The sequence below is a fragment of the Streptomyces sp. NPDC046939 genome (assembly GCF_040644575.1).
Taxonomy (GTDB): domain Bacteria; phylum Actinomycetota; class Actinomycetes; order Streptomycetales; family Streptomycetaceae; genus Streptomyces.
Genome location: NZ_JBEYWV010000028.1, coordinates 69,551 through 95,184 on the forward strand (window position 1 = coordinate 69,551; position 25,634 = coordinate 95,184).

22 protein-coding genes are annotated in these 25,634 nt (G+C 70.8%); 11 read left to right on the forward strand and 11 right to left on the reverse strand.

Going from position 1 to position 25,634, the window contains the following annotated elements; genetic code table 11:
* Positions 1-147 precede the first annotated feature (147 nt).
* From ABZ877_RS27910 to ABZ877_RS27920, 3 genes are read left to right on the forward strand one after another with little or no spacing between them, the layout of a single operon-like run.
* Complete coding sequence (locus tag ABZ877_RS27910) at positions 148-1,305, forward strand: Gfo/Idh/MocA family oxidoreductase (RefSeq protein WP_361076151.1); 1,158 nt, start codon at positions 148-150, stop codon at positions 1,303-1,305.
* The gene (locus tag ABZ877_RS27915; protein ID WP_361076153.1) at positions 1,302-2,459 is read left to right on the forward strand and encodes a dihydrodipicolinate synthase family protein; all 1,158 of its coding nucleotides are present in this window, start codon (positions 1,302-1,304) and stop codon (positions 2,457-2,459) included. The genes ABZ877_RS27910 and ABZ877_RS27915 overlap by 4 nt, the downstream gene beginning before the upstream one ends.
* Positions 2,456-3,292, forward strand: a complete 837-nt coding sequence (locus ABZ877_RS27920; RefSeq protein WP_361076156.1) for a sugar phosphate isomerase/epimerase family protein — start codon at positions 2,456-2,458, stop codon at positions 3,290-3,292. Before ABZ877_RS27915 ends, ABZ877_RS27920 begins: the two co-directional genes overlap by 4 nt.
* Before the next feature lie 226 nt (positions 3,293-3,518).
* On the opposite strand, the gene rbsD is transcribed toward ABZ877_RS27920, so the two are convergent.
* The 5 genes from rbsD to ABZ877_RS27945 all read right to left on the reverse strand — a co-directional run bounded on the left by rbsD (position 3,519) and on the right by ABZ877_RS27945 (position 9,410).
* Positions 3,519-3,908: a D-ribose pyranase gene (rbsD, locus tag ABZ877_RS27925; protein WP_361076159.1), complete on the reverse strand. Its 390-nt coding sequence runs from the start codon at positions 3,906-3,908 to the stop codon at positions 3,519-3,521.
* On the reverse strand, positions 3,905-4,834 hold the full coding sequence (locus ABZ877_RS27930; RefSeq protein ID WP_361076161.1) for a ribokinase: 930 nt from the start codon (positions 4,832-4,834) through the stop codon (positions 3,905-3,907). The genes rbsD and ABZ877_RS27930 overlap by 4 nt, the downstream gene beginning before the upstream one ends.
* A 61-nt stretch (positions 4,835-4,895) precedes the next feature.
* A complete protein-coding gene (locus ABZ877_RS27935; protein ID WP_361076164.1) occupies positions 4,896-6,842 on the reverse strand; it encodes a substrate-binding domain-containing protein in 1,947 nt (648 codons plus the stop codon).
* Positions 6,832-8,361 carry a sugar ABC transporter ATP-binding protein gene (locus ABZ877_RS27940; protein WP_361076166.1) on the reverse strand — a complete coding sequence of 510 codons (1,530 nt, stop codon included), beginning with the start codon at positions 8,359-8,361 and terminating at the stop codon, positions 6,832-6,834. Before ABZ877_RS27940 ends, ABZ877_RS27935 begins: the two co-directional genes overlap by 11 nt.
* Positions 8,358-9,410, reverse strand: a complete 1,053-nt coding sequence (locus ABZ877_RS27945) for a LacI family DNA-binding transcriptional regulator (RefSeq protein ID WP_361076169.1) — start codon at positions 9,408-9,410, stop codon at positions 8,358-8,360. Before ABZ877_RS27945 ends, ABZ877_RS27940 begins: the two co-directional genes overlap by 4 nt.
* Before the next feature lie 248 nt (positions 9,411-9,658).
* On the opposite strand from ABZ877_RS27945, the gene ABZ877_RS27950 reads away from it, so the two are divergent.
* Entirely contained in the window at positions 9,659-10,231 is a 573-nt protein-coding gene (locus ABZ877_RS27950) for a hypothetical protein (protein WP_361076172.1), read from the forward strand.
* Between the two features lie 12 nt (positions 10,232-10,243).
* Here the strand turns inward: ABZ877_RS27950 and ABZ877_RS27955 are convergent, their stop codons facing one another.
* Positions 10,244-10,456, reverse strand: a complete 213-nt coding sequence (locus ABZ877_RS27955; protein WP_361076175.1) for a DUF4287 domain-containing protein — start codon at positions 10,454-10,456, stop codon at positions 10,244-10,246.
* Positions 10,457-10,647: 191 nt separating this feature from the next.
* Here ABZ877_RS27955 and ABZ877_RS27960 point away from each other — a divergent pair, with 191 nt between their 5' ends.
* From ABZ877_RS27960 to ABZ877_RS27970, 3 genes are all read left to right on the forward strand, one after another.
* Positions 10,648-10,911 carry a CopG family transcriptional regulator gene (locus tag ABZ877_RS27960; protein WP_361076178.1) on the forward strand — a complete coding sequence of 88 codons (264 nt, stop codon included), beginning with the start codon at positions 10,648-10,650 and terminating at the stop codon, positions 10,909-10,911.
* Entirely contained in the window at positions 10,908-11,321 is a 414-nt protein-coding gene (locus ABZ877_RS27965) for a PIN domain-containing protein (RefSeq protein WP_361076181.1), read from the forward strand. Before ABZ877_RS27960 ends, ABZ877_RS27965 begins: the two co-directional genes overlap by 4 nt.
* A 320-nt stretch (positions 11,322-11,641) precedes the next feature.
* Complete coding sequence (locus tag ABZ877_RS27970; RefSeq protein WP_361076184.1) at positions 11,642-12,397, forward strand: GntR family transcriptional regulator; 756 nt, start codon at positions 11,642-11,644, stop codon at positions 12,395-12,397.
* A 465-nt stretch (positions 12,398-12,862) separates the two neighbouring features.
* On the opposite strand, the gene ABZ877_RS27975 is transcribed toward ABZ877_RS27970, so the two are convergent.
* Positions 12,863-13,705, reverse strand: a complete 843-nt coding sequence (locus ABZ877_RS27975) for an aminoglycoside adenylyltransferase domain-containing protein (protein ID WP_361076188.1) — start codon at positions 13,703-13,705, stop codon at positions 12,863-12,865.
* A 74-nt stretch (positions 13,706-13,779) separates the two neighbouring features.
* Between ABZ877_RS27975 and ABZ877_RS27980 the strand changes: the two genes are divergently transcribed.
* On the forward strand, positions 13,780-16,050 hold the full coding sequence (locus ABZ877_RS27980; protein WP_361076190.1) for an ATP-dependent RecD-like DNA helicase: 2,271 nt from the start codon (positions 13,780-13,782) through the stop codon (positions 16,048-16,050).
* A gap of 199 nt (positions 16,051-16,249) precedes the next feature.
* Complete coding sequence (locus tag ABZ877_RS27985; protein WP_361076194.1) at positions 16,250-17,539, forward strand: citrate synthase; 1,290 nt, start codon at positions 16,250-16,252, stop codon at positions 17,537-17,539.
* A gap of 497 nt (positions 17,540-18,036) precedes the next feature.
* Here the strand turns inward: ABZ877_RS27985 and ABZ877_RS27990 are convergent, their stop codons facing one another.
* The 4 genes from ABZ877_RS27990 to ABZ877_RS28005 form a co-directional block, all read right to left on the reverse strand.
* A complete protein-coding gene (locus tag ABZ877_RS27990; RefSeq protein ID WP_361076197.1) occupies positions 18,037-20,319 on the reverse strand; it encodes a heavy metal translocating P-type ATPase in 2,283 nt (760 codons plus the stop codon).
* A gap of 68 nt (positions 20,320-20,387) precedes the next feature.
* A complete protein-coding gene (locus tag ABZ877_RS27995; protein ID WP_361076200.1) occupies positions 20,388-20,720 on the reverse strand; it encodes a cation transporter in 333 nt (110 codons plus the stop codon).
* A 158-nt stretch (positions 20,721-20,878) separates the two neighbouring features.
* Entirely contained in the window at positions 20,879-21,079 is a 201-nt protein-coding gene (locus tag ABZ877_RS28000; protein ID WP_361076202.1) for a MerR family transcriptional regulator, read from the reverse strand.
* 386 nt (positions 21,080-21,465) lie between these two features.
* Entirely contained in the window at positions 21,466-22,515 is a 1,050-nt protein-coding gene (locus ABZ877_RS28005) for a helix-turn-helix domain-containing protein (protein WP_361076205.1), read from the reverse strand.
* A gap of 239 nt (positions 22,516-22,754) precedes the next feature.
* Between ABZ877_RS28005 and iolB the strand changes: the two genes are divergently transcribed.
* Both iolB and iolD read left to right on the forward strand, forming a co-directional pair.
* Positions 22,755-23,591: a 5-deoxy-glucuronate isomerase gene (iolB, locus tag ABZ877_RS28010; RefSeq protein ID WP_361076208.1), complete on the forward strand. Its 837-nt coding sequence runs from the start codon at positions 22,755-22,757 to the stop codon at positions 23,589-23,591.
* Positions 23,588-25,591, forward strand: a complete 2,004-nt coding sequence (gene iolD / locus ABZ877_RS28015) for a 3D-(3,5/4)-trihydroxycyclohexane-1,2-dione acylhydrolase (decyclizing) (protein ID WP_361076210.1) — start codon at positions 23,588-23,590, stop codon at positions 25,589-25,591. Before iolB ends, iolD begins: the two co-directional genes overlap by 4 nt.
* The last annotated feature ends 43 nt before the right edge of the window (positions 25,592-25,634 follow it).

Here is a 25,634-nt window from a genome sequence, read left to right on the forward strand (position 1 = left end):
CGGGCCCGCGCCCGCGTCGGGCCGCCCGGTCTCGTACCCGCTCTTGTCCGAGCGGCTGTGCAGAGGCTAGCTTCTTTCTAGGTAGAAAGCGCTTGCTACATTGCTTGCGCGGCCTGCATCCCCGTAGCGAAGGACGAAGGGACTCACGTGACACGCAAGACGGTGCGCATCGCCATGAACGGCGTGACGGGGCGCATGGGCTACCGCCAGCACCTCGTCCGCTCCCTCCTCGCCCTGCGCGAGCAGGGCGGACTCGACCTCGGCGACGGTACGACGCTGTGGCCCGAGCCGGTCCTCGTCGGCCGCCGCGAACACGCCCTGCGCGCGCTCGCCGAACGGCACGGCCTGCCGCGGGAGAACGTCTCCACCGACCTCGACGCCGTCCTCGCCGACGACTCGGTCGACATCTACTTCGACGCGCAGGTCACCTCCGCCCGCGAGGAGGCGCTGAAGAAGGCCATCGCGGCGGGCAAGCACCTCTACACCGAGAAGCCCACCGCCACCGGCCTCGCCGGCGCCCTCGACCTGGCCCGCCTCGCCAAGGAGGCGGGCGTGAAGTCCGGCGTCGTCCAGGACAAGATCTTCCTGCCGGGCCTGCTCAAGCTGAAGCGCCTCATCGACGGCGGCTTCTTCGGCCGCATCCTGTCCGTGCGCGGCGAGTTCGGCTACTGGGTCTTCGAGGGCGACTGGCAGGAGGCGCAGCGCCCGTCCTGGAACTACCGCGCCGAGGACGGTGGCGGCATCGCCGTCGACATGTTCCCGCACTGGGAGTACGTGCTGCACGAGCTGTTCGGCCGCGTCACCTCCGTCCAGGCGCTGATCACCACGCACATCCCGCAGCGCTGGGACGAGCACGGCAAGCCCTACGACGCCACCGCCGACGACGCCGCGTACGGGATCTTCGAACTGGACGGCGGCGCGATCGCCCAGATCAACTCCTCCTGGGCCGTCCGCGTCAACCGCGACGAACTGGTCGAGTTCCAGGTCGACGGCACGGAGGGCTCCGCCGTCGCCGGACTGCGCACCTGCCGCGTCCAGCACCGCAGCGCGACCCCGAAGCCCGTCTGGAACCCGGACGTCCCCGCCACCTACTCCTTCCGCGACCAGTGGCAGGAGGTGCCCGACAACGCCGAGTTCGACAACGGCTTCAAGGCCCAGTGGGAACTCTTCCTCAAGCACGTCTACGCCGACGCGCCCTACCACTGGGACCTCCTCGCCGGGGCGCGCGGCGTCCAACTCGCCGAGCTGGGCCTGAAGTCGTCCGCCGAGGGCCGCCGCGTCGAGGTTCCGGAGATCACGCTGTGACGATCCGGCTTCCCGACGCGACCGGCGCCCTGCGCCTCTACGAGCCCCGCGCCACGCCCCTCGCCGTCGACACGGGCGCGCCGCTCGCCTCCCGCGTCGTCTTCTCGGCCGCGCACGTCGTCGCCGACCCGTTCGCCGACACCACCCCCGACTCCCCGGCCGCCGTCGACTGGGACGCCACCCTCGCCTTCCGCCGCCACCTGTGGTCGCACGGGCTCGGCGTCGCCGAGGCGATGGACACCGCGCAGCGCGGCATGGGCCTGGACTGGGCGGGCGCCGCCGAACTCATCCGCCGCTCGGCCGCCGAGGCGAAGGCGGTCGGGGGCCGCATCGCGTGCGGCGTCGGCACCGACCAACTGCCTTCGGCAGCAACTGACTTGGCGACCGTGCGCGCCGCCTACGAGGAACAGCTCGCCCTCGTCGAGAGCACGGGCGCGCAGGCCATCCTCATGGCGTCCCGCGCGCTCGCCGCCGTCGCCAAGGGCCCCGAGGACTACCTCGACGTCTACGGTCACCTCCTGCGCCAGGCCGCCGAACCCGTCGTCCTGCACTGGCTCGGCCCCATGTTCGACCCCGCGCTCGACGGCTACTGGGGCTCCGCCGACCTCGACGCCGCGACCGAGACGTTCCTGGAGGTCATCGCCGCCCACCCGGACAAGGTCGACGGCATCAAGGTGTCCCTGCTCGACGCCCGCCGCGAGGTGGAGCTGCGCCGCCGACTCCCGGACGGCGTGCGCTGCTACACCGGCGACGACTTCCACTACCCCGAACTCATCGCGGGCGACGAGCGCGGCTTCAGCCACGCCCTGCTCGGCATCTTCGACCCCCTTGGCCCACTCGCCGCACAGGCCGTCCGGGTGCTCGACACCGGCGACGAGAAGGGCTTCCGCGCCCTCCTCGACCCGACCGTCGAACTGTCCCGCCACCTCTTCCAGGCCCCGACCCGCTTCTACAAGACCGGCGTCGTCCTGCTGGCCTGGCTCGCGGGCCACCAGGACCACTTCGCGATGGTCGGCGGCCTCCAGTCGGCCCGCTCGCTCCCGCACCTCGCGCGCGCCTACGAACTCGCCGACGGGCTCGGCCTGTTCCCGGACCCGCACCTCGCGGAGGCCCGCATGAAGAACCTGCTCGCCCTGTACGGAGTGACGTCATGAGCGCCGCCGCCGACCCCCGCTTCTCCCTCAACCAGATGACGGTGAAGCAGCTCGCCCTGCCGGAACTCGTCTCCGCCTGCGCGGAGTTCGGTGTCCAGCACGTCGGCACCTGGCGCGCGCCCGTCCAGGCGTACGGCGTCGAGGCGGCGGCCAAGCTGCTCAGGGACGCCGGGCTCACCGTCTCCACGCACTGCCGGGGCGGCTTCCTCACCGGCATCGAGGAGGCCGAGCGCAAGGGCGCGATCGAGGACAACAAGCGCGCTGTTGCCGAGGCCGTGACCCTCGGCACGGACGTCCTGGTCCTCGTCTCCGGCGGCCTTCCGGCCGGTTCGTACGATCTCGCCGGCGCCCGGGAACGGATCGCCGACGCGCTCACCGAACTCGCCCCGTACGCCGCCGACCACGGGGTACGGCTCGCGATCGAGCCGCTGCACCCGATGTTCGCCGCCGACCGCTGCGTCGTCTCGACGCTCGCCCAGGCCCTGGACATCGCCGAACGCTTCCCCGCGCATCAGGTCGGCGTCTGCGTGGACACGTACCACGTCTGGTGGGACGACCGGGCGCCCGAGCAGATCGCGCGGGCCGGGGCGCAGGGCCGCATCGCCACGTTCCAGTTGGCGGACTGGACGACGCCGCTGCCCGAGGGCGTGCTCAACGGGCGCGGCCAGCTCGGCGACGGATCGGTCGACCTGCGGTACTGGCGCGGCCTCGTCGAGCAGCAGGGGTACGCCGGACCCATCGAGGTGGAGCTGTTCAACGACGGGCTGTGGGCACGGGACGGACGCGAAGTCCTCGCGGAGACGGTGCGACGGTTCACGGAACACGCCTGCTGAACAGCGCTTTTCAGGTGCTCTGAAAATCCCGGGAAGAAAACGCTCCGGATGCGTGCAACCTTTCCCGCATGTCGTGGGTCTAGCGTGCGTCGGGATTTCCGGAGGGGGATCTGGGGGGATCGAGGAAGTCCCGGCGCAGGAGGGGAAGGCCCGAGGGGCCCGGTCGTCGCACCGGGCCCCTCGGGCATTTGACCAGCTTCTGGAGCGTGGTCTCCGGAGGGCGGGGTCAGAAGAAGACGCCGCAGCGCAGCAGCACGTTCGCGTACGGCCGCGCCTCCCCGGTCCGTACGATCAGGCGCGCGCCCGCCGACAGCGACTTCAGCTCCTCGTGCGGGACGAAGCCGAGGGACGGCACCCGTTCACGGAGCAGTTCGGCCGCCGCCGGATTCGCGGTCCGCACCTCGTGCGCCGCCGTCCCCGCCTCGACCACCAGCTCGTCGAGGAGCCCGTCCACGACCTCAGCGAACGACGGCACCCCGGCCCGGAAGGCGAGGTCGACGACGCGCGGCCCGGCCGGGATCGGCATTCCGGCGTCGCATATGAGCACGCCGTCACCGTGCCCCAACTCGGCTGTGGCGCCCGCCAGATGACGGTTGAGGATGCCGGACTTCTTCACAGCGCGGCGACCTCGTCGGCCGTCGGGTAGGACACCTGCGCGCCCTCCTTGGTGACGGCGGCGGCGCCGACCCGGGCCGCGTAGGCGGCGGCCTCGGCCAGCGACGCACCGGTGCCGAGGCGCCAGGCGAGCGCGGCGGTGAAGGCGTCACCGGCGCCCGTCGTGTCCACGGCCTTCACCTTCACCGACGCCACCCGCGACGAGCCCGACGCGTCCGCGACCAGCGCACCCTCCGCGCCGAGCGTGATGACGACCGAGCGCGGGCCGAGCGCGAGGAGAGCCCGCGCCCAGTCCTCGGGCGCGCCCTCGATGTTCTCGCCCTCGGCCTCCTTGCCCTCGGTGTCCTTGCCGAGGACGACGCGGGCCTCGTGCTCGTTGACGATGAGGGGGTCGCAGGCCGCGAGGACCTCGTCGGGCAGCGGGGCGGGCGGCGACGGGTTGAGCACGAGCCGCGCCCCCTCCGCCACACTCCGCGCGACCTCCGCGACCGTCTCAAGCGGGATCTCCAGGAGCGTCGACACGACCCGGGCCCCGGCGAACAGCTCACCGGCCGCCCGTACGTCGTCCGGCGTGAGCCGCCCGTTCGCCCCCGGCGACACCACGATGCTGTTGTCCCCGGACGGGTCGACGGTGATCAGCGCGACGCCGGTCGGCGCCCCGCCGACGAGCACGCCGGACGTGTCGACGCCCGCCGACTCCATCGACTCCCGCAGCAGCGTGCCGTGCCCGTCGTCGCCGACCCGCGCGAGCAGCGCCGTGCGCGCGCCGAGCTTGGCGGCGGCGACCGCCTGGTTGGCGCCCTTGCCGCCCGGGTGGACGACCAGGTCGGAGCCGAGGACGGTCTCCCCGGCGGCCGGGCGGCGGTCGACGCCCACCACCAGGTCGGCGTTGGCCGACCCGACGACGAGCAGGTCGTACGTGTTCATGCTGTGCCTTTCTTCGTACGTCACCGCAAAGGCTACGAGAACGTCACGGGCCGTACGGACATCACTGGAAGTCGCCGATGTTCTTCGCGGTGACGACCTTCACCGGCACCTTCACCGCGTCCGCGATCTTCTTGTCCTGGGCGGCGCGGATCGCGTTCTGCACGGCCATCCTGCCCAGCTCGCGCGGCTGCTGGGCGACGGAGGCGTAGAGCGTGCCCGCCTTCACCGCCTTGAAGCCGTCCGGGGTGCCGTCGAAGCCGACGACGGCGACCGACTTGCCGGCCTTGGAGCCGAGCGCCTTGACCGCGCCGAGCGCCATCTCGTCGTTCTCGGCGAAGACACCGTCGATGTCGGGGTGCGACTGGAGCAGGTTCGTCATGACGTCCAGGCCCTTGGTGCGGTCGAAGTCCGCGGGCTGCTTGGCGGCCACCTTGATGCCCGGGAACTCCTTGAGCCCGGCGGCGAAGCCCGCGCCGCGCTCACGGCTGGCGGACGTACCGGCCTGGCCCTGGAGGATCACGATGGTGCCCTTGCCGCCGAGCTTCCCGGCGAGGGTCCGCGCGGCCTGCTTGCCGCCCGCCACGTTGTCGGAGGCGACGAGCGTCGCCGTCCTCGCCTTGTTCACGCCACGGTCGGCGGCGACGACGGGGATGTCGGCGTCGTTGGCGCCGCGCACGGCGGGGCCGATGGCGTCGGAGTCGACCGGGTTGACGATGACGGCGCCAAGGCCGGTGCTGGTGAAGTTCTGCACCTGGTTGGCCTGCTGCGAGGCGTCGTTCTGCGCGTCGGTGACGGTCAGCTTCACGCCCTGCTTCTTCGCCTCGGCCTGAGCGCCCGCCCGCATCTCGGTGAAGAACGGGTTGTTGAGCGTGGAGACGGCCATGCCCAGCTTCAGGTCCTTCTTGGAGTCGGAGGACGAGCCGTTGTTCCACAGCGCGAGCCCGCCGACGATCGCCGCCGCGACGACGGCCGCGATGAGGTACTGCATCTTCTGCTTGGGGCCACCGGCCCCGGCCCCGGCGGCGGTCGGCGTGGCCCCGGCCTTGCGGCGCACCGTGTCGAGCAGCACCGCGAGCGCGATGACGACGCCGATGACGACCTGCTGCCAGAACGCGGAGACGGAGAGCAGGTTGAGCCCGTTGCGCAGGACAGCGAGGATCAGCGCGCCGATGAACGTGCCCGACGCCTTGCCCGTACCGCCCGCGAGCGAGGCACCGCCGATGACGACGGCGGCGATGGCGTCCAGCTCGTACCCCTGCGCGGCCTGCGGCTGCGCGGAGGAGAGACGCGAGGCGAGGACGATACCGGCGACGGCCGCGAAGAGCCCGGACAGCCCGTAGATGACGAGCTTCTGCCGCTTGACGCGCAGCCCGGAGAGCCGGGCGGCTTCCTCGTTGCCGCCGATGGCGTACATGGAGCGCCCGATGAACGTACGCCCGAGAACCACGGCGGTGATCAGCCCGACGACGACCATCACGATGACCGGCACCGGCAGCCAGCCGCCGAGCGTGTCACCGAGGTGCGAGACCGAGTCGGGGAACGGGATCGGGCTGCCCTGCGAGATCACGAGCGAGAGCCCGCGCCCGACCGACAGCATCGCGAGCGTCGCGATGAACGGCGGCAGCTTCCCGTACGAGATGAGCGCGCCGTTGACGAGTCCGCAGGCCACACCGGTGACGACGGCGAGGAGCACGGCTATGACGACCGGCACGCCCTCGTTCGTGGCGGCCCAGGCGAGGACGGTCGCGGACAGCGCGGCGACCGAGCCGACGGACAGATCGATGCCCGCCGAGACGATGACGAAGGTGACACCGAACGCGAGGATGGCGGTCACGGCCGCCTGCACGCCGACGTTCAGCAGGTTGGTGGTGGTCAGGAAGTCGCCGGAGAGCAGCGACATCACGATGACGAGGACGACGAGCGCGGTCAGCGCGCCGTTGTCGAGGAGCAGCCGCAGCAGGCTCCCGCCGTTCTTGGCCTGTGTCTTCTTGAGCGTGTCAGTGGTCACGGGAGCCCTCCTCCTCGAAGGCGCTGTGCTGCTGGTTGCTGACGGCGAGCGCCATCACGGAGTCCTGGGTGGCGTCCTCGGCGGCGAGTTCACCGGCGATGCGCCCTTGAGCCATCACGAGCACCCGGTCACTCATGCCGAGCACTTCGGGCAGGTCGCTGGAGATCATCAGGACGGCGTGTCCGGCGGCGGTCAGCTCGTTGATGAGCTGGTAGATCTCGACCTTGGCGCCGACGTCGATGCCGCGCGTCGGCTCGTCGAGGATCAGCACCTTGACGTCGGCGAGCAGCCACTTGCCGATGACGACCTTCTGCTGGTTGCCGCCGGACAGGGTGCGCACGTGCTGGCCGAGCCCGGCCATGCGCACGCCGAGCTGCCCGGCGATCCGCTCGGCGGCGGCGTGCTGCCCCTTGAGGTCGACGAACCCGCCGCGGGACGCGGTCCGCATGGTGACGAGTCCGAGATTCTCCTCGACCGACTGATCGAGGACGAGCCCCTGCCCCTTGCGGTCCTCAGGCACGAGCCCGACCCCGGCGGCCATGGCGGCGTTGACGTCATGCCGGGGAAGACGGTTGCCACCGACCTCGACACTGCCCTTGTCGTACGGATCGGCCCCGAAGACGGCCCGGACGACCTCCGTCCGCCCCGCGCCGACGAGCCCGGCGATGCCGACGACCTCACCGGCCCGCACCTCGAAGCTCACGTCATGGAAGACACCGTCGCGGCTGAGCCCCTCGACCTTGAGGAGCGCGGCGCCGGTCTCCGGCCGCTCACGCGGATACTGCTGCTCGATGGAGCGCCCCACCATGAGCCGTACCAGCTCGTCCTCGGGCGTGGAGGCGGGCACCTGCCCCACACTGCGCCCGTCGCGAATGACGGTGACCCGGTCGCCGAGAGCGGCGATCTCCTCCAGGTGGTGCGTGATGAAGACGATGCCGACACCGTCCTCGCGCAGCGCCCGCACGATCGCGAAGAGCTTCTCCACCTCCTCGGAGGTGAGCACGGCGGTCGGCTCGTCCATGATCAGCACACGGGCGTCCAGGCTGAGCGCCTTCGCGATCTCCACCATCTGGAGCCGGGCGATGCCCAGTTCGCGGACACGCGCGCGTGGCGAGACATTCACGCCCACGCGCGCGAGGAGCGCCTCGGCGTCGGCGTCCATCTTCTTGCGGTCGATGAGACCGAAGCGGCGCGGCTGGCGCCCCAGGAAGATGTTCTCGGCCACGGTCAGATCAGGAACGAGATTGAACTCCTGATAGATCGTGGCGATGCCGAGCCGTTCGGCGTCCTGCGCACCATGGATACGGACCTGCTCGCCGCCGACGGTGACGCGGCCGGCGTCGGGGGTGTAGGCGCCGGAGAGCATCTTGATCAGCGTGCTCTTGCCGGCCCCGTTCTCCCCGAGCAGGACATGCACCTCGCCCCGGCGCAGATCGAAGTCGACGCTGTCGAGCGCGACCACGCCGGGGAAGGTCTTCCGTATCCCTTCGATACGCAGCAACTCGTCCGGGTTGCTCACCGGGTGCTCCTCTCCGTTGAGGTGGGCGGTTCTGGCTTGTGTGTCTTGTTCGCGGTACGCGGCTCTCCGCACGAGTGCCGTACGACGAGGTGGGCGGGGAGCGTGAGGGAGTCGGCCGCCCGCCCCTCGATGCGGTCCACGAGGGCGCGTACGGCGGCCCGCCCCAGCTCCTTGGTCGGCTGGGCGATCGCGGTGACCGGCGGATCGGTGTGCACGAACCAGGGGATGTCGTCGAACGCGGCGAGCGCGATGTCCTCGGGGACGCGCAGCCCGCGCGCGCGGACGGAGTCGAGGGCGCCGAGCGCCATGAGGTTGTCGGCGGCGAACACGACTTCCGGCGGCTCGGGCAGATCGAGGAATCCGTCGGTCACGCGGCGCCCGCTGTCCGCCTGGAAGTCGCCCTGCCCTATGTAGGCGTCCGGCAGCTCGATCGCGTACGAGGCGAGCGCGTCCCGGAACGCGGCGACGCGCTCACTGCCCGTCGTGGTGGCGGCGGGGCCCGCGATGATGGCGAGCCGACGGTGCCCGAGCCGGTACAGATGCGCGACGAGATCCCGGATGGCGCCCCGCCCGTCCGACCGCACGACGGGCACGTCGACCCCCTGGATCCACCGGTCGACGAAGACCATCGGGGTGCCGCTCCTGGCCGCGTCCAGCATCAGCGGGGAGCCGCCGTCGGTGGGGGAGACGAGCAGCCCGTCGATCCGCCGGTCGAGCAGGGTCCGTACGTGATGATCCTGCAGGTCGGGCCGCTCGTCGGCGTTGCCGATGATCACGCTGTACCCGAGGGCGCGGGCCTCCTCCTCGACGGAGCGGGCCAGCTCGGTGAAGTAAGGGTTCAGCACGTCGCTGATGACCAGGCCGAGCGTGCGGGTCTGGTCGGTGCGCAGGGAACGGGCGACGGCGTTGGGCCGGTACCCGAGCGCGTCCACGGCGGCCATGACGCGGGTCCGCGCGTCCGGGCTGACGGACGGGTGATCGTTGAGAACCCGGGACACCGTGGCAACGGAGACCCCGGCCGCAGCCGCGACATCCTTGATGCTCGCCATCGTGCCGGCCACCTCCTTGTGGCTTGCATGGAAACGTGCGTGGAATCGATTACATCGACTCACTCGGAGGATTGGAATCGATTACATGGCTGGATGGCAAGAGGGATTCCGGTTGTCGTGACCGGATCGTGACCGGGCGACGGTGGCGCGGGGCTCGCTGTCAGTGGGCCACGCTGTCAGTGGGGCATGCGAGGCTGGGGGAAGGGGTTGAGAGGTACGAGACCCTGCTACGAACGGAGACCAGGACCGTGAACCACGCGCAGCTCACCGCACTCGGCCGCGCCCTGCGCCTGCTCGGGGAGCACGGGGAAGCGCTGACCGGCGACACCTCGGACGCCAAGCTGCACGAGGTGCGCGGTGACGTGAAGAGGGCGCTCGAACTGCTCGACGACACGGTCACGGGTTCGGCGCCGACGACCCGCTGCCCCGAGCACCCGCAGGGCGCGGTCGACGAGTCGGCGCCCGACCTGTGCCTGCTCTGCGAGACACGCCGCCGCCAGGCGCGCCGCGCGGAGTACGGCGGCGGCCCTGCCCCCCGCCGCGCCGACGAGCAGCCGGTGATGTCCCGCTACGGCACCCGCGAGGACCGCCCCCAGCCCCAGCAGCGCTGGATCCCGGAGATGTGGAACGGCCAGGTCTGGCAGTTGTGCGGCACCCCGCGCCACGACCGCCGCGAGGCGGACCTCTACCTGGCGGCCCAGCGCCGCCGCCCGGACGCGGCGATGGCGTACCGCCTGGTGCACGAGTTCACGGACTACGAGGTCGTGCGGGTGTGGGGCACGCCGGTGAAGGTCGACATGAAGCCGATGGGCGGCATCTGACCGCTCGGGGTGTTACTTGCCCCGCCCCTCCGCGAGCGTGTACGCGACCAGCGCATTGGCATGCCCGTGCCCGAGCCCGTGCTCGGCCTTGAGCCAGTTGACCAGCTCCATGTGCTTGGTGAGCGGGGAGGCCCGAATGATCTCCTGCCAGTACGAGACGGGCTGCCCGTACTTCTTCTCGATGGAGGGGAAGTAGCTGGCAGGGCCCTTGGTGGTGGCGGTCATGGCGGCGTTCCTGTCGTCCGGGGTGCGGATGGTGTCACCGGGTATGACCAGCGGCCTGCGCGGAAATCATCGGGGTGAGGATGTGATCCACACCACGCCCCGAACGGGCGCCTTCGTCAGGCCGCGTCCAGGAGAGCTTGTGCTGCGACAAGCCATGTGCCTGGAGGAGGATGCGCGGTAGGGTAGGTGGCATGAGCGAGCCTACTGGCAAGTACTCGATCACGATGCCACGCGACATCGCGGAAGCCGCCCGGTCCCGCAGCGGCCCCTCCGGCCTTTCCGCCTACGTTGCTGCGGCCGTCGCCCGCCAGATCGAGCGCGACAACCTCAACGAACTCATCCAGGTCGCCGAAGCCGAACACGGAACCATCACGGACGACGAGATCCAGGCGCTGCGCGATCAGCTTCACCAGGCACGGCAGGAGCAGGATCGCAGCGGGGCCGACGCCGCATGAACCGCCCACCCGCGGCCCCCGGTGGCACCCTCGTCCTGGACAGCGAGGGGCTGGCCAAGGCCGTCATGCGCGACCGGGCGGTCACGGCGTGGCTCGCCCTGGCCCGCGCCGATGACCTCCGTGTGATCACCTCCGCCGCCACTCTCGTAGAGGTGGTCCATCCCCACATCAACCGGCCGGCTCTGAAATGGACGCTGTCCCGCCTGATCGTCGAGCCGGTGACCGAACCGATCGCCCGCCGAGCCGCCGAACTCCTGGCAGACGTAGGGCTGCAAGGGCACAAGTACGCCATTGACGCCATACTCGGCGCCACTGCCCTGGCTGCCCCCGGACCCGCCACCATCCTGACCTCGGACCCCGACGATCTCGCCGCCCTGTGCGGGGCGCGTGTCACCGTCATCAAGGTCTGAGCCCGACGCGGTCGGCGAGTCGAGTGACCGCCGCTACACCGAGAAGGTTCGCCACTTTCCCCACCACACGGGCGCTCCGTCTGCCCCGCGCCGCTTGCGTCCTGCGCCACGTCGGCGCAGCCTCCCGGAAGGGCCGGAAACGGACCAGCGTTCAGCCGTCCACTGCGCCGCCTGCGCCTTGTCTGCCAGTTCCGCCGTGGCCAGGTCGAGCCGATCCCGGAATCCAGGGCGCGCCCGAAGGATCCGCGCCTCGACAGCCGTAACTCCTCGATCCCGAATCTGTGTTTACTGGATTAGATCTAGTGGACTGGATTTGCCACATGCCTGAGCGGCCGCCCTACCTCCGCATCGCCGACGAACTGCGGCAGCGGATCGCTGAGCGCGTGTGGGAGCCCGGCGACCGCCTGCCCTCCCGCGCGCAGATCGGGCAGGAGTGCGGGGTCGGGGAGAACGTGGTCCGGCGGGCACAGGAGCTGTTGATCTCCCAGGGGGTGCTTGAGGGGCGTGCGGGCTCCGGCACTTACGTGGCGGAGCCTCGGCGGCGGGTGCGGGTCGTCCGGTCGTCGGCTCGCGAGCAGCCCGGAGGGCCGTCGTTCCGTGCCGACATGCAGGCTGTCGGCAGGCATGGTGACTGGGAGAGCCGGACCGACGCGAAGGTGCCGGCACCGGCGGACATCGCTGCCCGGCTCGGTCTTGCCGAGGGAGACCTGTGCGTCCGCACCACGTACGAGTTCCTGGCCGACGGCAAGCCGGTTCAGTTGTCGACGAGTTGGGAACCGTACGACCTCACCGGCGGCACCCTCGTCGTTCTCCCCGAGGGCGGGCCGCACGCGGGAGCGGGAGTCGTGAACCGGATGGCGGCGATCGGGGTCACGATCAGCCACGCGGTGGAGCAGCCGGAGCCACGCACAGCAACGGCCGAGGAGGCGTCGCTGCTGGGCATCCAGAAGGCCGCACTGGTGAGCCACATCCGGCGGACCTACTACAGCGACCAGGGACGCCCGGTCGAGACGGCGGACATCGTGGTGCCGACAGCGCTTTGCGAGATCGTCTACGAGATCCCGATCAATCGGTAAATGCTCGGGGTTGTTGCGGCCCCAGTGACTGGCCATCAGACCTCCCGCGTCCTGTGGTTCCACCAGAGTTCTGCGTATGAGGGCCGGGGTCAGTACCCAAGTGGTCGCTTCAACGCCCTACACCCTGTCGATCGACAGGAGTTCCAATGTGGTGACACCAATACCCAGCCTCGCTACGGCAACGGTGCGCGTCGCGACGAGGTAAGTCAGCCCTGTATATGGGGCTTTTTGTGATCTTGGTTCGCGGTACACCGGCGTCTTGGCCGCAGGTTCGAGTCCTGCCAGGGGCTCTGTCGGTCGGCTCCGCTTTGGCGGTGGCACGGGAGCCGTGCGATGGAGCACGCCACCTGGGTGCCGTGAACCATGCCCGCTCCAGGGTGGGAGTTGACCGGCCCTTGACGTATCGGGCTTACGCCGCGTCCGGCCCCCGTGTCATCGGCCCGTGCCCCCGGATGGCCGCAGACCTCAGTTACCCACTTGCCCGGTCGGCCCCGCCTGCGCCGCGCCCGCCGTCGCCGCCACCAAGTCCAGCAACTCGGCCCGCAGCACCACCAGTTCCCCCGGGACCGGCGTCTCGTCCCGTACCGCCTGCGTTCTGCGCCACGCCAGCGCCGCCTCCAGGAGCGGCCGGAAGCGGGGCCAGCGTTCGGCCGTCCATTGCGCCGCCTGCGCCTTGTCCGCCAACTCGCCCGTCGTCAGCGCCCGTAGAGCCCGGCACGCCGTCAGGATCACGTACGCGTGGCCGCCCCGGTGCCGTACCTGCGGCGCCCAGTCCCGCAACCCCGCGACGGTGTCGATCAGGGCCGTCCGCAGTTCCCCCGGGTCGGCCGCGGCCAGCGCCTCCCTTGCCGGGCGGCCCGCCAGTGTCAGGCCCGTCTCGCGGACCAGCGTCCGGGTCAGTGCCCAGCGGGGCAGCACGCGCGCGTGGTGGGGAGGTTCGCCGGGGGAGAGGATCAGGAGGGGGTCGAGCAAGCCGCCCGCCAGCGCGGCCGTCGGCGCGAACGTCAGGTCCAGCCGGTCCCGGAACGCCGGGTGTGCCCGCAAGACCCGCGACTCGACACCCCGCAACTCGCCGACACCAAAACCGAGTTCGGAGCCCTGCACCCCCACCAGCACGTCCACATCGCTCACCCCCCGCTCGAACGCCCCCGTGACCGCTGACCCGTACAGCCACACCCCCACCACCCGCTCACCCACCACAGGCGCCACCGCCGTCAACAGATCGGGCAGCAACCGCCGCACACTCACCGGCACCGGCACCGGCACCGGCCCCCCGCCCGTCACCCCGGACCCGCTCGTCTCACCCATCCCCGCACCCTAGGCCGCCCCCGAAAAAACCCGCCCGGTGCCCCGTTGTCGTACCCCACCGATACCGTCGGATCATGGCGAAGCAGCAGGCGCAGGGTGGCCAGGGCGGCGCCCGGCCCATGGCGGTACTAGAAGGGGTTCTCGAGCGCGTCACGTACGCGAACGAAGAGACGGGTTACACCGTCGCCCGCGTCGACACCGGCAGAGGCGGCGGCGATCTGCTGACCGTCGTCGGTTCGCTGCTCGGCGCGCAGGCGGGGGAGTCGTTGCGGATGGAGGGGCGCTGGGGCTCGCACCCCCAGTACGGCAAGCAGTTCACCGTGGAGAACTACACGACCGTCCTGCCCGCCACCATCCAGGGCATCCGCCGCTACCTCGGGTCAGGACTGGTCAAGGGCATCGGTCCCGTCTTCGCCGACCGCATCACCCAGCACTTCGGCCTGGACACGCTCGACATCATCGAGAAGGAGCCGAAGCGGCTCATCGAGGTGCCGGGCCTGGGCCCCAAGCGCACCAAGAAGATCGCCGACGCCTGGGAGGAGCAGAAGGCGATCAAGGAGGTGATGGTCTTTCTCCAGAGCGTCGGGGTGTCCACCTCCATCGCCGTGCGCATCTACAAGAAGTACGGGGACGCGTCGATCGGCGTCGTGAAGAACCAGCCGTACCGCCTCGCCTCCGACGTGTGGGGCATCGGCTTCCTCACCGCCGACCGCATCGCCCAGTCCGTCGGCATCCCGCACGACAGCCCCGAGCGTGTCAAAGCCGGGCTCCAGTACGCCTTGTCGCAGTCCACCGACCAAGGGCACTGCTTCCTGCCCGAGGAGCGGCTGATCGCCGACGCCGTCAAGCTGCTCCAGGTCGACACCGGCCTCGTCATCGAGTGCCTGGCCGAGCTGGCGCTCCCGGACGAGGACTCCGGCGAGCCCGGCGTCGTACGGGAACAGGTGCCCGGCGAGCACGGCGAGCCGGTCACCGCGATCTACCTCGTCCCTTTCCACCGCGCGGAAGTCTCCCTCTCCGCCCAGCTCAACCGGCTCCTGCGCACCGAGCAGGACCGGATGCCCGCCTTCCAGGACGTGGTCTGGGACAAGGCCCTGGCGTGGCTCGCCGGCCGTACGGGGGCCGACCTCGCCCCCGAGCAGGAGGAGGCCGTCAAGCTGGCGCTGACCCGCAAGGTCGCGGTGCTGACCGGCGGGCCCGGCTGCGGAAAGTCGTTCACCGTGCGGTCCATCGTCGAGCTGGCCCGCGCCAAGAAGGCGAAGGTGGTGCTCGCCGCACCGACGGGGCGGGCCGCCAAGCGCCTCGCCGAGCTGACCGGCGCCGACGCCTCCACGGTCCACCGCCTCCTGGAGCTGAAGCCGGGCGGCGACGCCGCGTACGACAAGGACCGGCCGCTCGACGCCGATCTGGTCGTGGTCGACGAGGCGTCCATGCTCGATCTGCTCCTCGCCAACAAGCTGGTCAAGGCGGTCCCGCCCGGCGCCCATCTGCTCTTCGTCGGTGACGTGGACCAGTTGCCGAGCGTCGGCGCGGGCGAGGTGCTGCGCGACATGCTGGCCGAGGGCAGCCCCGTCCCCGCCGTGCGCCTGACCCGGATCTTCCGGCAGGCGCAGGAGTCCGGCGTCGTCACCAACGCCCACCGGATCAATGCGGGCACCCCGCCGCTCACTCAGGGGCTCAAGGACTTCTTTCTCTTCGTCGAAGAGGACACGGAGGAGGCCGGGCGGCTCACCGTCGACGTCGCCGCGCGGCGCATCCCCGCCAAATTCGGCCTCGACCCGCGCCGCGACGTGCAGGTGCTCGCCCCGATGCACCGCGGCCCGGCGGGCGCGGGCACGCTCAACGGGCTGCTCCAGCAGATGATCACCCCGGGCCGTCCGGAGCTGCCCGAGAAGCGGTTCGGCGGCCGGGTCTTCCGCGTGGGTGACAAAGTCACTCAGATCCGGAACAACTACGAGAAGGGCGCCAACGGCGTCTTCAACGGCACGGTCGGCGTCGTCACCGCCCTCGACGCCGACGAGCAGCGGCTGACGGTCCTGACGGACGAGGACGAGGAGGTGCCGTACGACTTCGACGAGCTGGACGAGCTGACGCACGCGTACGCGGTCACGATCCACCGTTCGCAGGGCAGCGAGTACCCGTGTGTCGTGATCCCGGTCACCACCGGCGCCTGGATGATGCTCCAGCGGAACCTCCTCTACACGGCGGTGACCCGTGCGAAGAAGCTGGTGGTTCTCGTCGGTTCACGCAAGGCTCTAGGGCAGGCGGTGCGCACGGTTTCGGCAGGCAGACGCTGTACCGCACTCGATTTCCGGCTGTCAGGCGCACGGCATCAAGAATTTTGATCGATCAAATTCGTCGTGAAGGTCACAGAGCACTTCCGGAACCAGGGCGAAGGGGGCAGGATGAGCAGGTTGGCGGCACTCAGTGCCGTCGATGAACCCAATGGACGACCCCGAGTGCACTCTGCTGGGCCAAGTGGGGGATGGTAGAGACAGTCAGGGCACCTCGAAGAAGAGGCACTACGTCGGTGAGGGACGAGACGTGAGCGACAACTCTGTAGTACTGCGGTACGGCGATGGCGAGTACACCTACCCGGTGATCGACAGCACCGTCGGCGACAAGGGCTTCGACATCGGGAAGCTCCGGGCCCAGACAGGACTGGTGACCCTCGACAGCGGATACGGCAACACGGCCGCCTACAAATCCGCGATCACCTACCTGGACGGCGAGCAGGGCATCCTGCGCTACCGCGGCTACCCGATCGAGCAGCTGGCCGAGCGCTCCACCTTCACCGAGGTGGCGTACCTGCTGATCAACGGCGAGCTCCCCACCGTCGACGAGCTCTCCACCTTCAAGAACGAGATCACGCAGCACACCCTGCTGCACGAGGACGTCAAGCGGTTCTACGACGGGTTCCCGCGCGACGCCCACCCGATGGCCATGCTGTCGTCGGTGGTCTCCGCGCTGTCCACGTTCTACCAGGACAGCCACAACCCCTTCGACGAGACGCAGCGCAACCTCTCGACGATCCGCCTGCTCGCCAAGCTTCCGACGATCGCCGCCTACGCGTACAAGAAGTCGCAGGGCCACCCGGTCGTCTACCCGCGCAACGACCTCGGCTACGTCGAGAACTTCCTGCGCATGACGTTCTCCGTGCCGGCCCAGGAGTACGAGCTGGACCCGGTCGTCGTCTCGGCGCTGGACAAGCTGCTCATCCTGCACGCGGACCACGAGCAGAACTGCTCGACGTCGACCGTGCGTCTGGTCGGCTCCTCGCAGGCCAACATGTTCGCGTCGATCTCGGCGGGCATCTCGGCGCTGTGGGGCCCGCTGCACGGCGGCGCCAACCAGTCGGTCCTGGAGATGCTGGAGGGCATCCAGGCCGCCGGCGGCGACGTCGACACCTTCATCCGCAAGGTGAAGAACAAGGAAGACGGCGTGAAGCTCATGGGCTTCGGGCACCGCGTCTACAAGAACTTCGACCCCCGGGCGAAGATCATCAAGGCGGCGGCGCACGACGTCCTCTCGGCGCTCGGCAAGTCCGACGAGCTGCTCGACATCGCGCTGAAGCTGGAGGAGCACGCGCTGGCCGACGACTACTTCGTCGAGCGCAAGCTCTACCCGAACGTCGACTTCTACACCGGTCTGATCTACCGGGCCATGGGCTTCCCGACCGAGATGTTCACGGTCCTGTTCGCCCTCGGCCGCCTGCCGGGCTGGATCGCCCAGTGGCAGGAAATGATCAAGGAGCCGGGTTCGCGCATCGGCCGCCCGCGCCAGATCTACACCGGCGTCGTCGAGCGGGACTTCGTCCCCGTCGAGGAGCGCTGAGCCTCACCCGAGGCACCTCGGGCCCGCGGCTGTCCGCGGGCCCTCGGGCAGCAAGAGCGGACAGCAGCAGCGGACAGCGGAGAGCGCCCCCCTGTCGATCCCCCCACGGGTCGACAGTCGGGGCGCTCTCCTTTTCCCGGTTCGGATTCCCCCCACGGGATCCGGCCGGGGGTCTGTGTGTCTGCGTCGGCCGCGGTGGCCGCCGGAACACGTACGCACGGGTGGGCCGCTCAAGCTCCCCGGTGCACGTGCCCCGGCCAACGCAGTCGGTCCCGTCCCCCAAGACGGTCCCGTCGATGCCGGAACGCCCCCCAAGACGTTCCTGCATCGCCTCCTTAGACTCACGGGACCAGCAAAGGGTTACGTTCTCATCGTTGTGATCTACGTCTCTTGCTTATATCCCGTGTGTACGCAAGAGGTCCGATATGTCGATACGAACCTCACGCGTGAGAACGCTGCAATTGTGCCGTGTGGATTGTGTGGAGGTCCAGGTCTTCCTAAGTGAATCTCCGAAGTCGAAGACTATTTGTGACCACAAAGACCGAGGAGAAGGCCATCGCGGCCCCCGCGATCATCGGATTGAGCAGTCCGGCGGCGGCCAGCGGCAGCGCGGCACAGTTGTAGCCGAAGGCCCAGAAGAGGTTGCCCCTGATCGTGGCGAGGGTCCGCCGCGAGAGCCGGATCGCGTCGGCCGCCACCCGAAGATCACCCCGTACGAGCGTCAGGTCGCCCGCCTCGATCGCCGCGTCCGTACCCGTCCCCATGGCGAGACCCAGGTCGGCGGCGGCGAGCGCGGCCGCGTCGTTCACCCCGTCGCCCACCATGGCGACCCCGCGCCCCTCGCCGCGCAGCTTCCGGACCGCCTCGACCTTCTCCTCCGGCAGCACCTCGGCGATCACATCGCCGGGCGCGATCCCGACCGTCCGCGCGACGGCCTCGGCGGCGGCCCGGTTGTCCCCGGTGAGCAGCACCGGGGTGAGCCCCAGCGCCCGCAGCTCGGCGACGGCCCGCGCACTCGTCTCCTTGACGGTGTCGGCCACGGTCAGGACACCGCGTGCCACCCCGTCCCAGGCGACCAGGACGGCCGTCGCACCCTCCGCCTCGGCGCCCCGCAGCGCCGCGCCGAGCGCGTCCGGCACGGCGATCCGCGACTCGGCGAGCAGCCGCTCACGCCCTACGAGGACGACGTGCCTCTCGACGCTGCCGCGCACCCCGAGCCCGGGAACCCCGCGGAAGCCCTCCACGGGCGGCAGGTCACCCGCACGGTTGACGGCGCCCGCGGCGACGGCCCGCCCCACCGGATGCTCGGAGGCGTGCTCGACGGCGCCGGCGAGCCGCAGCAGCTCCTTCTCCTCGACGCCCTCGGCAGGATGAACGGCGAGCAGCGACATCCGCCCGGTGGTGACGGTGCCGGTCTTGTCCAGGACGATCGTGTCGACCTTGCGGGTGCTCTCAAGCACTTCCGGGCCCTTGATGAGGATGCCGAGCTGGGCGCCGCGCCCCGTGCCGACCATGAGCGCGGTCGGCGTGGCGAGCCCCAGGGCGCACGGGCAGGCGATGATCAGCACGGCGACGGCCGAACTGAAGGCGGCGGTGACCTCGCCGGTCACGGTCAGCCGCACGACGAGCGTCAGCAGGGCGATCGCCACGACGACGGGCACGAAGACGGCCGAGACCCGGTCGGCGAGCCGCTGCACCTCCGCCTTGCCGGTCTGCGCGTCCTCCACGAGCCGCGCCATGTGCGCGAGCCGTGTGTCGGCCCCGACCCGGGTCGCCTCGACGACGATCCGTCCCCCGGCGTTGACGGTCGCCCCGGTCACCGGGTCCCCCACCCCCACGTCCACGGGGGCCGACTCCCCGGTGAGCAGAGAGACATCGACGGCGCTCGCACCCTCGACGACCGTGCCGTCCGTGGCGATCTTCTCTCCGGGCCGTACGACGAACCGGTCGCCCGGCGCGAGGCGGTCCGCGGGCACCCGCACCTCGGCGCCGTCCGCCCCGAGCAGGGCGACGTCCTTCGCGCCGAGATCGAGCAGCGCCCGCAGCGCGGCACCCGCACTGCGCCGGGCCCGCGCCTCCAGATACCGGCCGACGAGGATGAACGTGACGACGCCCGACGCCACCTCCAGATAGATGGTGGAGGACGCGTCGGCGCCCTCGGTGACGAACGTGAACCCGTGCCGCATCCCCGGCATCCCCGCGTCCCCGAGGAACAGCGCCCACAGCGACCAGCCGAACGCGGCGAGCGTGCCGAGGGAGACGAGCGTGTCCATGGTCGCGGCGCCGTGGCGCAGGTTCGTCCAGGCGGCGCGGTGGAAGGGGAGTCCGCCCCAGACGACGACCGGGGCGGCCAGCGTCAGGGAGAGCCACTGCCAGTTGTCGAACTGGAGGGCGGGGATCATGGCCATGAGGACGACCGGGATCGTCAGCCAGGCGGAGATTCTCAGGCGCTGGCCGACCGGGATGCCACTCGCCGTGACCGTCTCGGCCGCGTTGTCGGCTGACGGTGTGTCGTCGCTGTTCGCGCCCCCGGGTGGCTCCGTCGCGGCCTTGCGGATGGGTTCGGCGGTGTAGCCGAGCTTGGTGACCGTGTCGATCAGGAGCTGCTCGGTGATGTCGGCGCCGGGGGCGTAGGAGACCTTCGCCTTCTCCGTGGCCAGGTTGACCGTCGCCGTCACGCCGTCGAGCCGGTTGAGCTTCTTCTCGATGCGGGCGGAGCAGGCGGCGCAGGTCATGCCGCCGATGGCGAGGTCGATGTCGGTGTGGGGCGTGTCCGTCATGGTGCTGTCGAGGGTACGGCGGCCGGGCCGGTCCGCCGGGGTCCGGCCCGGTCCGGGTCGGTCCGCTGTCAGGCCTTGCCGACGAGCTCGTAGCCGGCCTCGTCGACGGCGGCGCGGACGGCCTCCTCGTCGAGCGGGGCCGCGGAGACCACGGTGACCTGCCCGGTGGCGGCGACCGCCTGCACGGAGGAGACGCCGTCCAGCTCACCGATCTCACCGGCGACCGCGCCCTCGCAGTGGCCGCAGGTCATGCCCTTGACCTCGTAGACGGTGGTGACGGCGCCCTCGGCGGCCGGCGTGGCGGCCTCGCCGTGGCAGGCGCCACCGCAGCAGGAACCCGCCGAGGGGGTGGCGGCCGTGTCGTCCGCGCCGATCTGGTGGAGTTCGGTCTGCGCGCTCATGTCGTTCTCCTAGCTGGAAGGCCGGGGTGGGGAGGCCGGGTACCCCGACGCCTCCTGACCCACGCTGACCCCACCGACTGTATACCCCTAGGGGGTATTAGCCAAGCAAGCGAAAGCGGGGGGCGCCCGAAGGCGCCCCCCGTATTCCTTATGGGACGTCACTCTCTCGAACGGTCGCGGTTGCGTGGGCGCGCGGCCACCCAGGCGCGGACGGTGTCGGCGTACCAGTAGGGCTTGCCGTTCTCCACATGGTCGGGGGGTGGCAGCAGACCGTGCTTGCGGTAGGAGCGGACGGTGTCGGGCTGGACCCGGATGTGCGCGGCGATCTCCTTGTACGACCAGAGCCTGCGGTCGGTCATCAGTGGCTCCTCCCTGACAGGTGTCGCGACGGCGGCGCGGGGGTGGCCGCCGACGATCACCCACCTTCGACCCGAGAACGATGTGCCTTGAGGTGAAGGGAGGGCCTGTGGGACTCCTGTGACGCAGAACCTGCGTAGGGCGGACATGTGTGGCAGGAGTGGGGCGTTTGTTACGGGACTGAAGCAATCGGGGCGCCCGGCGGAGGCATATTCGGCCGCCGACCGGGAGAGGAGATAGCTCCGCGCTGTACGGAGCAGAAGGCAAGCCCCCGTTCACCCCGCAGGCCGCGCCTGGTTATACCGGTGGGCCGGGCCCCCCGCATCTGGCCCGGCCCACCGTCCCCCGCATCCCCCCGGGTGCGTGGCCCGAAGGCATAAGGGTGCCGTCAGCACGGATCGGGGGTCTTGGAGAAATGCGTACTGGCGGGGCCGGTCCGGCGCAGGACGAGGCTGGTCGCCTCGCCGGCGAGGCGGTCCGTGGCGGGCGGTCCGCCCGGGTCGGTGCGGGGGCCGCGCGCGAGGGCGAACTCGCGGGGCGTGCACCCGGTCATCGCCTTGAACTCGCCGCTCAGATGCGCCTGGTCGTAGTAGCCGCAGGCCGCGGCAGTCTCGGCCTGGGTGCTGCCGGCGCACAGCAGCCGCCTGGCCCGTTGCAACCGCAGCACCCGGGCGGCGGCCTTCGGGGTCAGGCCGATCTGTTCCCGGAAACGGTTCTCCAGGTGCCGTACGCCCCAGCCCACCTGCTCGGCGATCTGCGCGACGGGCGCGGAGCCGCCGCTGTGTGTCAGCGCGTACCAGGCGTGCACCGTGCCGCTCGCGCACCGCGGCCCGGATGCCAGCCAGTGCCCGAGCGTCTCGTCGAGCAACTGGAACCGGGCGCGCCAGGACGGCAGTTCGCCGAGCCGCTGCGCGAGGTCGTCGCAGGCCGCCGTGGCGGGAAGGGAGCCCAGCTCGTCCGGGTGCATCCGCCAGCCGGTCAGTTCGTGCAGGGGGTTGCGGAAGAGCGTGAAGGCGGCCCACGGGGTCAGCAGCACCTCGATCCCGGCGAGGCGCCCGTCGTGCTCACCGAGTACGGGCGTGGTCGTCATCCCGGACAGCACGGTGGACAGCTCGACCGTGCGCAGCCCGGCGGGCCGGGCACCGCCGCCCTTGCCCTCGCGCACCCCGACCCAGCCGCCGGTCGCCTCGGTGATGCGTACGGACCCCTCGAAGCCGAGCATCAGCGTCACCGCGCCGATCGGCGCCTCCAGGCGGGCGCGCGGCCCGGGGAAGGCGAGACGGAAGCCGCGATAGCCGATGACGCCGGGGCGCAGCCGTGGATGCGGCTGGGCGGACGCGGTCTCCCAGGTGCCGTCCGGGCTGCGGACGGGCCGGACGACGGGCCGGGCGCCGGGCGGGACGTCTGACGGTGAGGAACTCGTGGTGCGAGAACTCATCCACCGATATTGCTACACGCCGCACGACCTGAGGTAGCCCCGCGTAGGACGCGCGGACACATGTGAGGCGCGACCGCGACAAGGCTGGTCCGAATGTCTGGACAAAACGTTGACAGGGGCTGTGGCACAGGCTAGATCTGGCGGGAGGCTCACGAGGTCGCCGAGGTTCATCCGTCACGGAGGGAACAACACCGCATGGTCCGGGACGACTTCGCCCCGAGAAATGGGAGAGCGCGGAGATGACGAACACGTACCTGCGGAACGGGACCGCGTCCGACGGCCCGTACGCGCTGGCCGTCGACCCGGACAGGACGGGCCTGCCCACCTGGTCCCGCCCAGCACTCCGCATCCTCGAACTGGCGCCCGGCACCACACACGCCTTCGACACCGGTGAGAGTGAATGGATCGTGCTGCCGCTGACGGGCGGTTGCTCGGTGACGGCGGACGGGCGGATGATCGAACTCGCGGGCAGGAAGGACGTGTTCAGCGGCGCGAGCGACTTCGCCTACGTCCCGCGCGACACCCGCGCAGAGATCGCCTCCGGTGCGGGAGGCCGCTTCGCCCTGGCAGGAGCGAAGTGCGGGCGCCGACTCCCCGCCCGTCACGGCCCCGCGCCGGAGGTACCGATCGAGGAACGGGGCGCGGGCATCAGCGCCCGGACGGTCCGCAACTTCGCCGCCGCGGACACCTTCGACTGCGACCAGTTGATCGCGGTCGAGGTGATCACCCCGGGCGGCAACTGGTCCTCGTACCCCCCGCACAAGCACGACGAGCACAGGCCCGGCACGGAGACCCGCCTCGACGAGATCTACTACTACGAGATCGCCCCGCACCCCGCCACGGGCATCCCCGGCTACGGATATCAGCGCGTCTCCCCGTCCCGTCCGGGCGGCACCGACCTCCTCGCCGAGGTCCGCACCGGCGACGCGGTCCTGGTCCCGGACGGCTGGCACGGCCCGTCGATCGCCCAGCCGGGCCACACGATGTACTACCTGAACGTGATGGCGGGCCCGGGCGGCACGAGGGACTGGAAAATCACCTTCCACCCGGACCACGCGACGGAGGGCTACCGATGACACCCCGCCCGACGAGAACAACGCCGACAGAGAACGACCCGGCTCACACGAACCCGGCCCATACAAACCCGGCTCACACAAACCCCGCACGGACCACCCGCCTCACCACCGCCCAAGCCCTCATCCGCTTCCTCACCCGCCAGTACACGGACCGCGACGGCACCCGGCACCGCCTGATCTCCGCGACCTGGGGCATCTTCGGGCACGGCAACGTGGCGGGGCTGGGGCAGGCCCTGGTGCAGTACGGCGGGGACATGCCGTTCCACCAGGGCCGCAACGAGCAGGCGATGGTGCACGCGGCGGTCGGGTTCGCGCGGCAGAGCAACCGGCTGTCGACCCACGCGGTCACCACGTCGATCGGCCCGGGCGCGACGAACATGGTCACCGGCGCCGCCCTGGCCACAATCAACCACCTCCCCGTACTGCTGCTCCCCGGCGACGTGTTCGCGACCCGCCCGGCGGACCCGGTGCTGCAGCAGCTGGAGACGCCGTACGCGGGCGACGTGTCGGTCAACGACTGCCTGCGCCCGGTGTCGAAGTACTTCGACCGGATCACCCGGCCCGAGCAGTTGATCCCAGCGGCGTTGCAAGCGATGCGCGTGCTCACGGACCCGGTGGACACGGGCGCGGTGACGCTGGCGCTGCCGCAGGACGTGCAGGCGGAGGCGTACGACTGGCCGGACGACTTCTTCGCGGAGCGCACCTGGACGATCCGCCGCCCGCCCCCGGAACCGGCGCGGATCGCCGCGGCGGCCCAAGCGGTGCGCGCCTCGGAACGCCCGCTTCTCGTCGCGGGCGGCGGCGTCCACCACAGCGCGGCCGAGGACGCGCTCAGAGCGTTCGCGGACGCGACCCGCGTCCCCGTGGCGTCGACGCAGGCGGGCAAGGGCTCCTTGCGCCACGACCACCCGGCGGACGTGGGCGGCATCGGCCACACCGGCACGGCCACGGCGAACGAGCTGGCCAGGACAGCGGACCTGATCATCGGCGTGGGCACGCGCTACACGGACTTCACCACGGCGTCCGCCACCCTCTTCTCGCGCCCCGGCGTCCGCTTCCTGAACCTGAACATCGCTCCGTTCGACGCGCACAAGCTCGCCGCGCAGCCGGTCGTGGCGGACGCCCGGGAGGCGCTGACCGCACTGACGGAGGCGCTCGGGGACTACTCCGCGGACCCGGCCCACGTAGAGGCGTACACGAACGCCAAGCACGCCTGGGAGGACCGCGTCACCACCAGCTTCACCGCGACCGCGACCGCGACCGCGTCCAAGGACGGGGAGGCCGACGCCCGCCCCACCCAGACCCAGGTCCTCGGGGCCCTCGACGCCCTCGTGTCCGAGGACGACATCCTCATCAACGCGGCCGGCTCCCTCCCCGGCGACCTGCACAAACTCTGGCGCACGCGCTCACGCGACCAGTACCACGTCGAGTACGGCTACTCCTGCATGGGCTACGAGATCCCGGCCGCGATCGGCGTGTCCCTTGCCGCGCCCGGCCGCCCCGTGTGGGCGCTGGTCGGCGACGGCACGTACCTGATGCTGCCGACGGAGATCGTGACGGCGGTGCAGGAGAACGTGCCGATCAAGATGGTGCTGCTGCAGAACCACGGCTACGCCTCGATCGGCGGGCTCTCGGCATCGGTCGGCGCGGAGGGCTTCGCCACCCAGTACCGCCTCCCGGACGCGGACGGCCGCCCGTACAAGGGACCGCCGCTCCCCGTGGACCTCGCGGCGAACGCGGCGAGCCTCGGCATGGACGTACTGCGGGCGAGGACGGTGGAGGAGCTGCGCGCGGCGCTCGCCGAGGCGCGCCGGGCGACCCGCCCCACATGTGTCTATGTGGAGACAGAAACGGCAGACACAGTGTCGGGCCCGCCCCCGGCGCAGGCGTGGTGGGATGTGCCCGTGGCCGAGACGGCGGACGCCGAGGCGACACCGTCGGCGGCCGAGGCCCGCGAGGAGTACGAGAGGCACGCCACCGCCCGGCGCCACCACCTCTGAGCCGGGACACACCGGTCCGAGCCGAGACGTACCAGGACGTAAC

Coding starts and splice junctions, on each gene's coding strand:
- ABZ877_RS27995 (WP_361076200.1), bottom strand. CDS start 20,720: ATGAGCGCGCAGACCGAACTCCACCAGATCGGCGCGGACGACACGGCC.
- ABZ877_RS27975 (WP_361076188.1), bottom strand. CDS start 13,705: ATGGGTGAGACGAGCGGGTCCGGGGTGACGGGCGGGGGGCCGGTGCCG.
- ABZ877_RS28005 (WP_361076205.1), bottom strand. CDS start 22,515: ATGAGTTCTCGCACCACGAGTTCCTCACCGTCAGACGTCCCGCCCGGC.
- ABZ877_RS27945 (WP_361076169.1), bottom strand. CDS start 9,410: ATGGCGAGCATCAAGGATGTCGCGGCTGCGGCCGGGGTCTCCGTTGCC.
- ABZ877_RS27920 (WP_361076156.1), top strand. CDS start 2,456: ATGAGCGCCGCCGCCGACCCCCGCTTCTCCCTCAACCAGATGACGGTG.
- ABZ877_RS27970 (WP_361076184.1), top strand. CDS start 11,642: ATGCCTGAGCGGCCGCCCTACCTCCGCATCGCCGACGAACTGCGGCAG.
- ABZ877_RS27955 (WP_361076175.1), bottom strand. CDS start 10,456: ATGACCGCCACCACCAAGGGCCCTGCCAGCTACTTCCCCTCCATCGAG.
- iolB (WP_361076208.1), top strand. CDS start 22,755: ATGACGAACACGTACCTGCGGAACGGGACCGCGTCCGACGGCCCGTAC.
- iolD (WP_361076210.1), top strand. CDS start 23,588: ATGACACCCCGCCCGACGAGAACAACGCCGACAGAGAACGACCCGGCT.
- ABZ877_RS27930 (WP_361076161.1), bottom strand. CDS start 4,834: ATGAACACGTACGACCTGCTCGTCGTCGGGTCGGCCAACGCCGACCTG.
- ABZ877_RS27980 (WP_361076190.1), top strand. CDS start 13,780: ATGGCGAAGCAGCAGGCGCAGGGTGGCCAGGGCGGCGCCCGGCCCATG.
- ABZ877_RS27965 (WP_361076181.1), top strand. CDS start 10,908: ATGAACCGCCCACCCGCGGCCCCCGGTGGCACCCTCGTCCTGGACAGC.
- ABZ877_RS27990 (WP_361076197.1), bottom strand. CDS start 20,319: ATGACGGACACGCCCCACACCGACATCGACCTCGCCATCGGCGGCATG.
- ABZ877_RS28000 (WP_361076202.1), bottom strand. CDS start 21,079: ATGACCGACCGCAGGCTCTGGTCGTACAAGGAGATCGCCGCGCACATC.
- ABZ877_RS27960 (WP_361076178.1), top strand. CDS start 10,648: ATGAGCGAGCCTACTGGCAAGTACTCGATCACGATGCCACGCGACATC.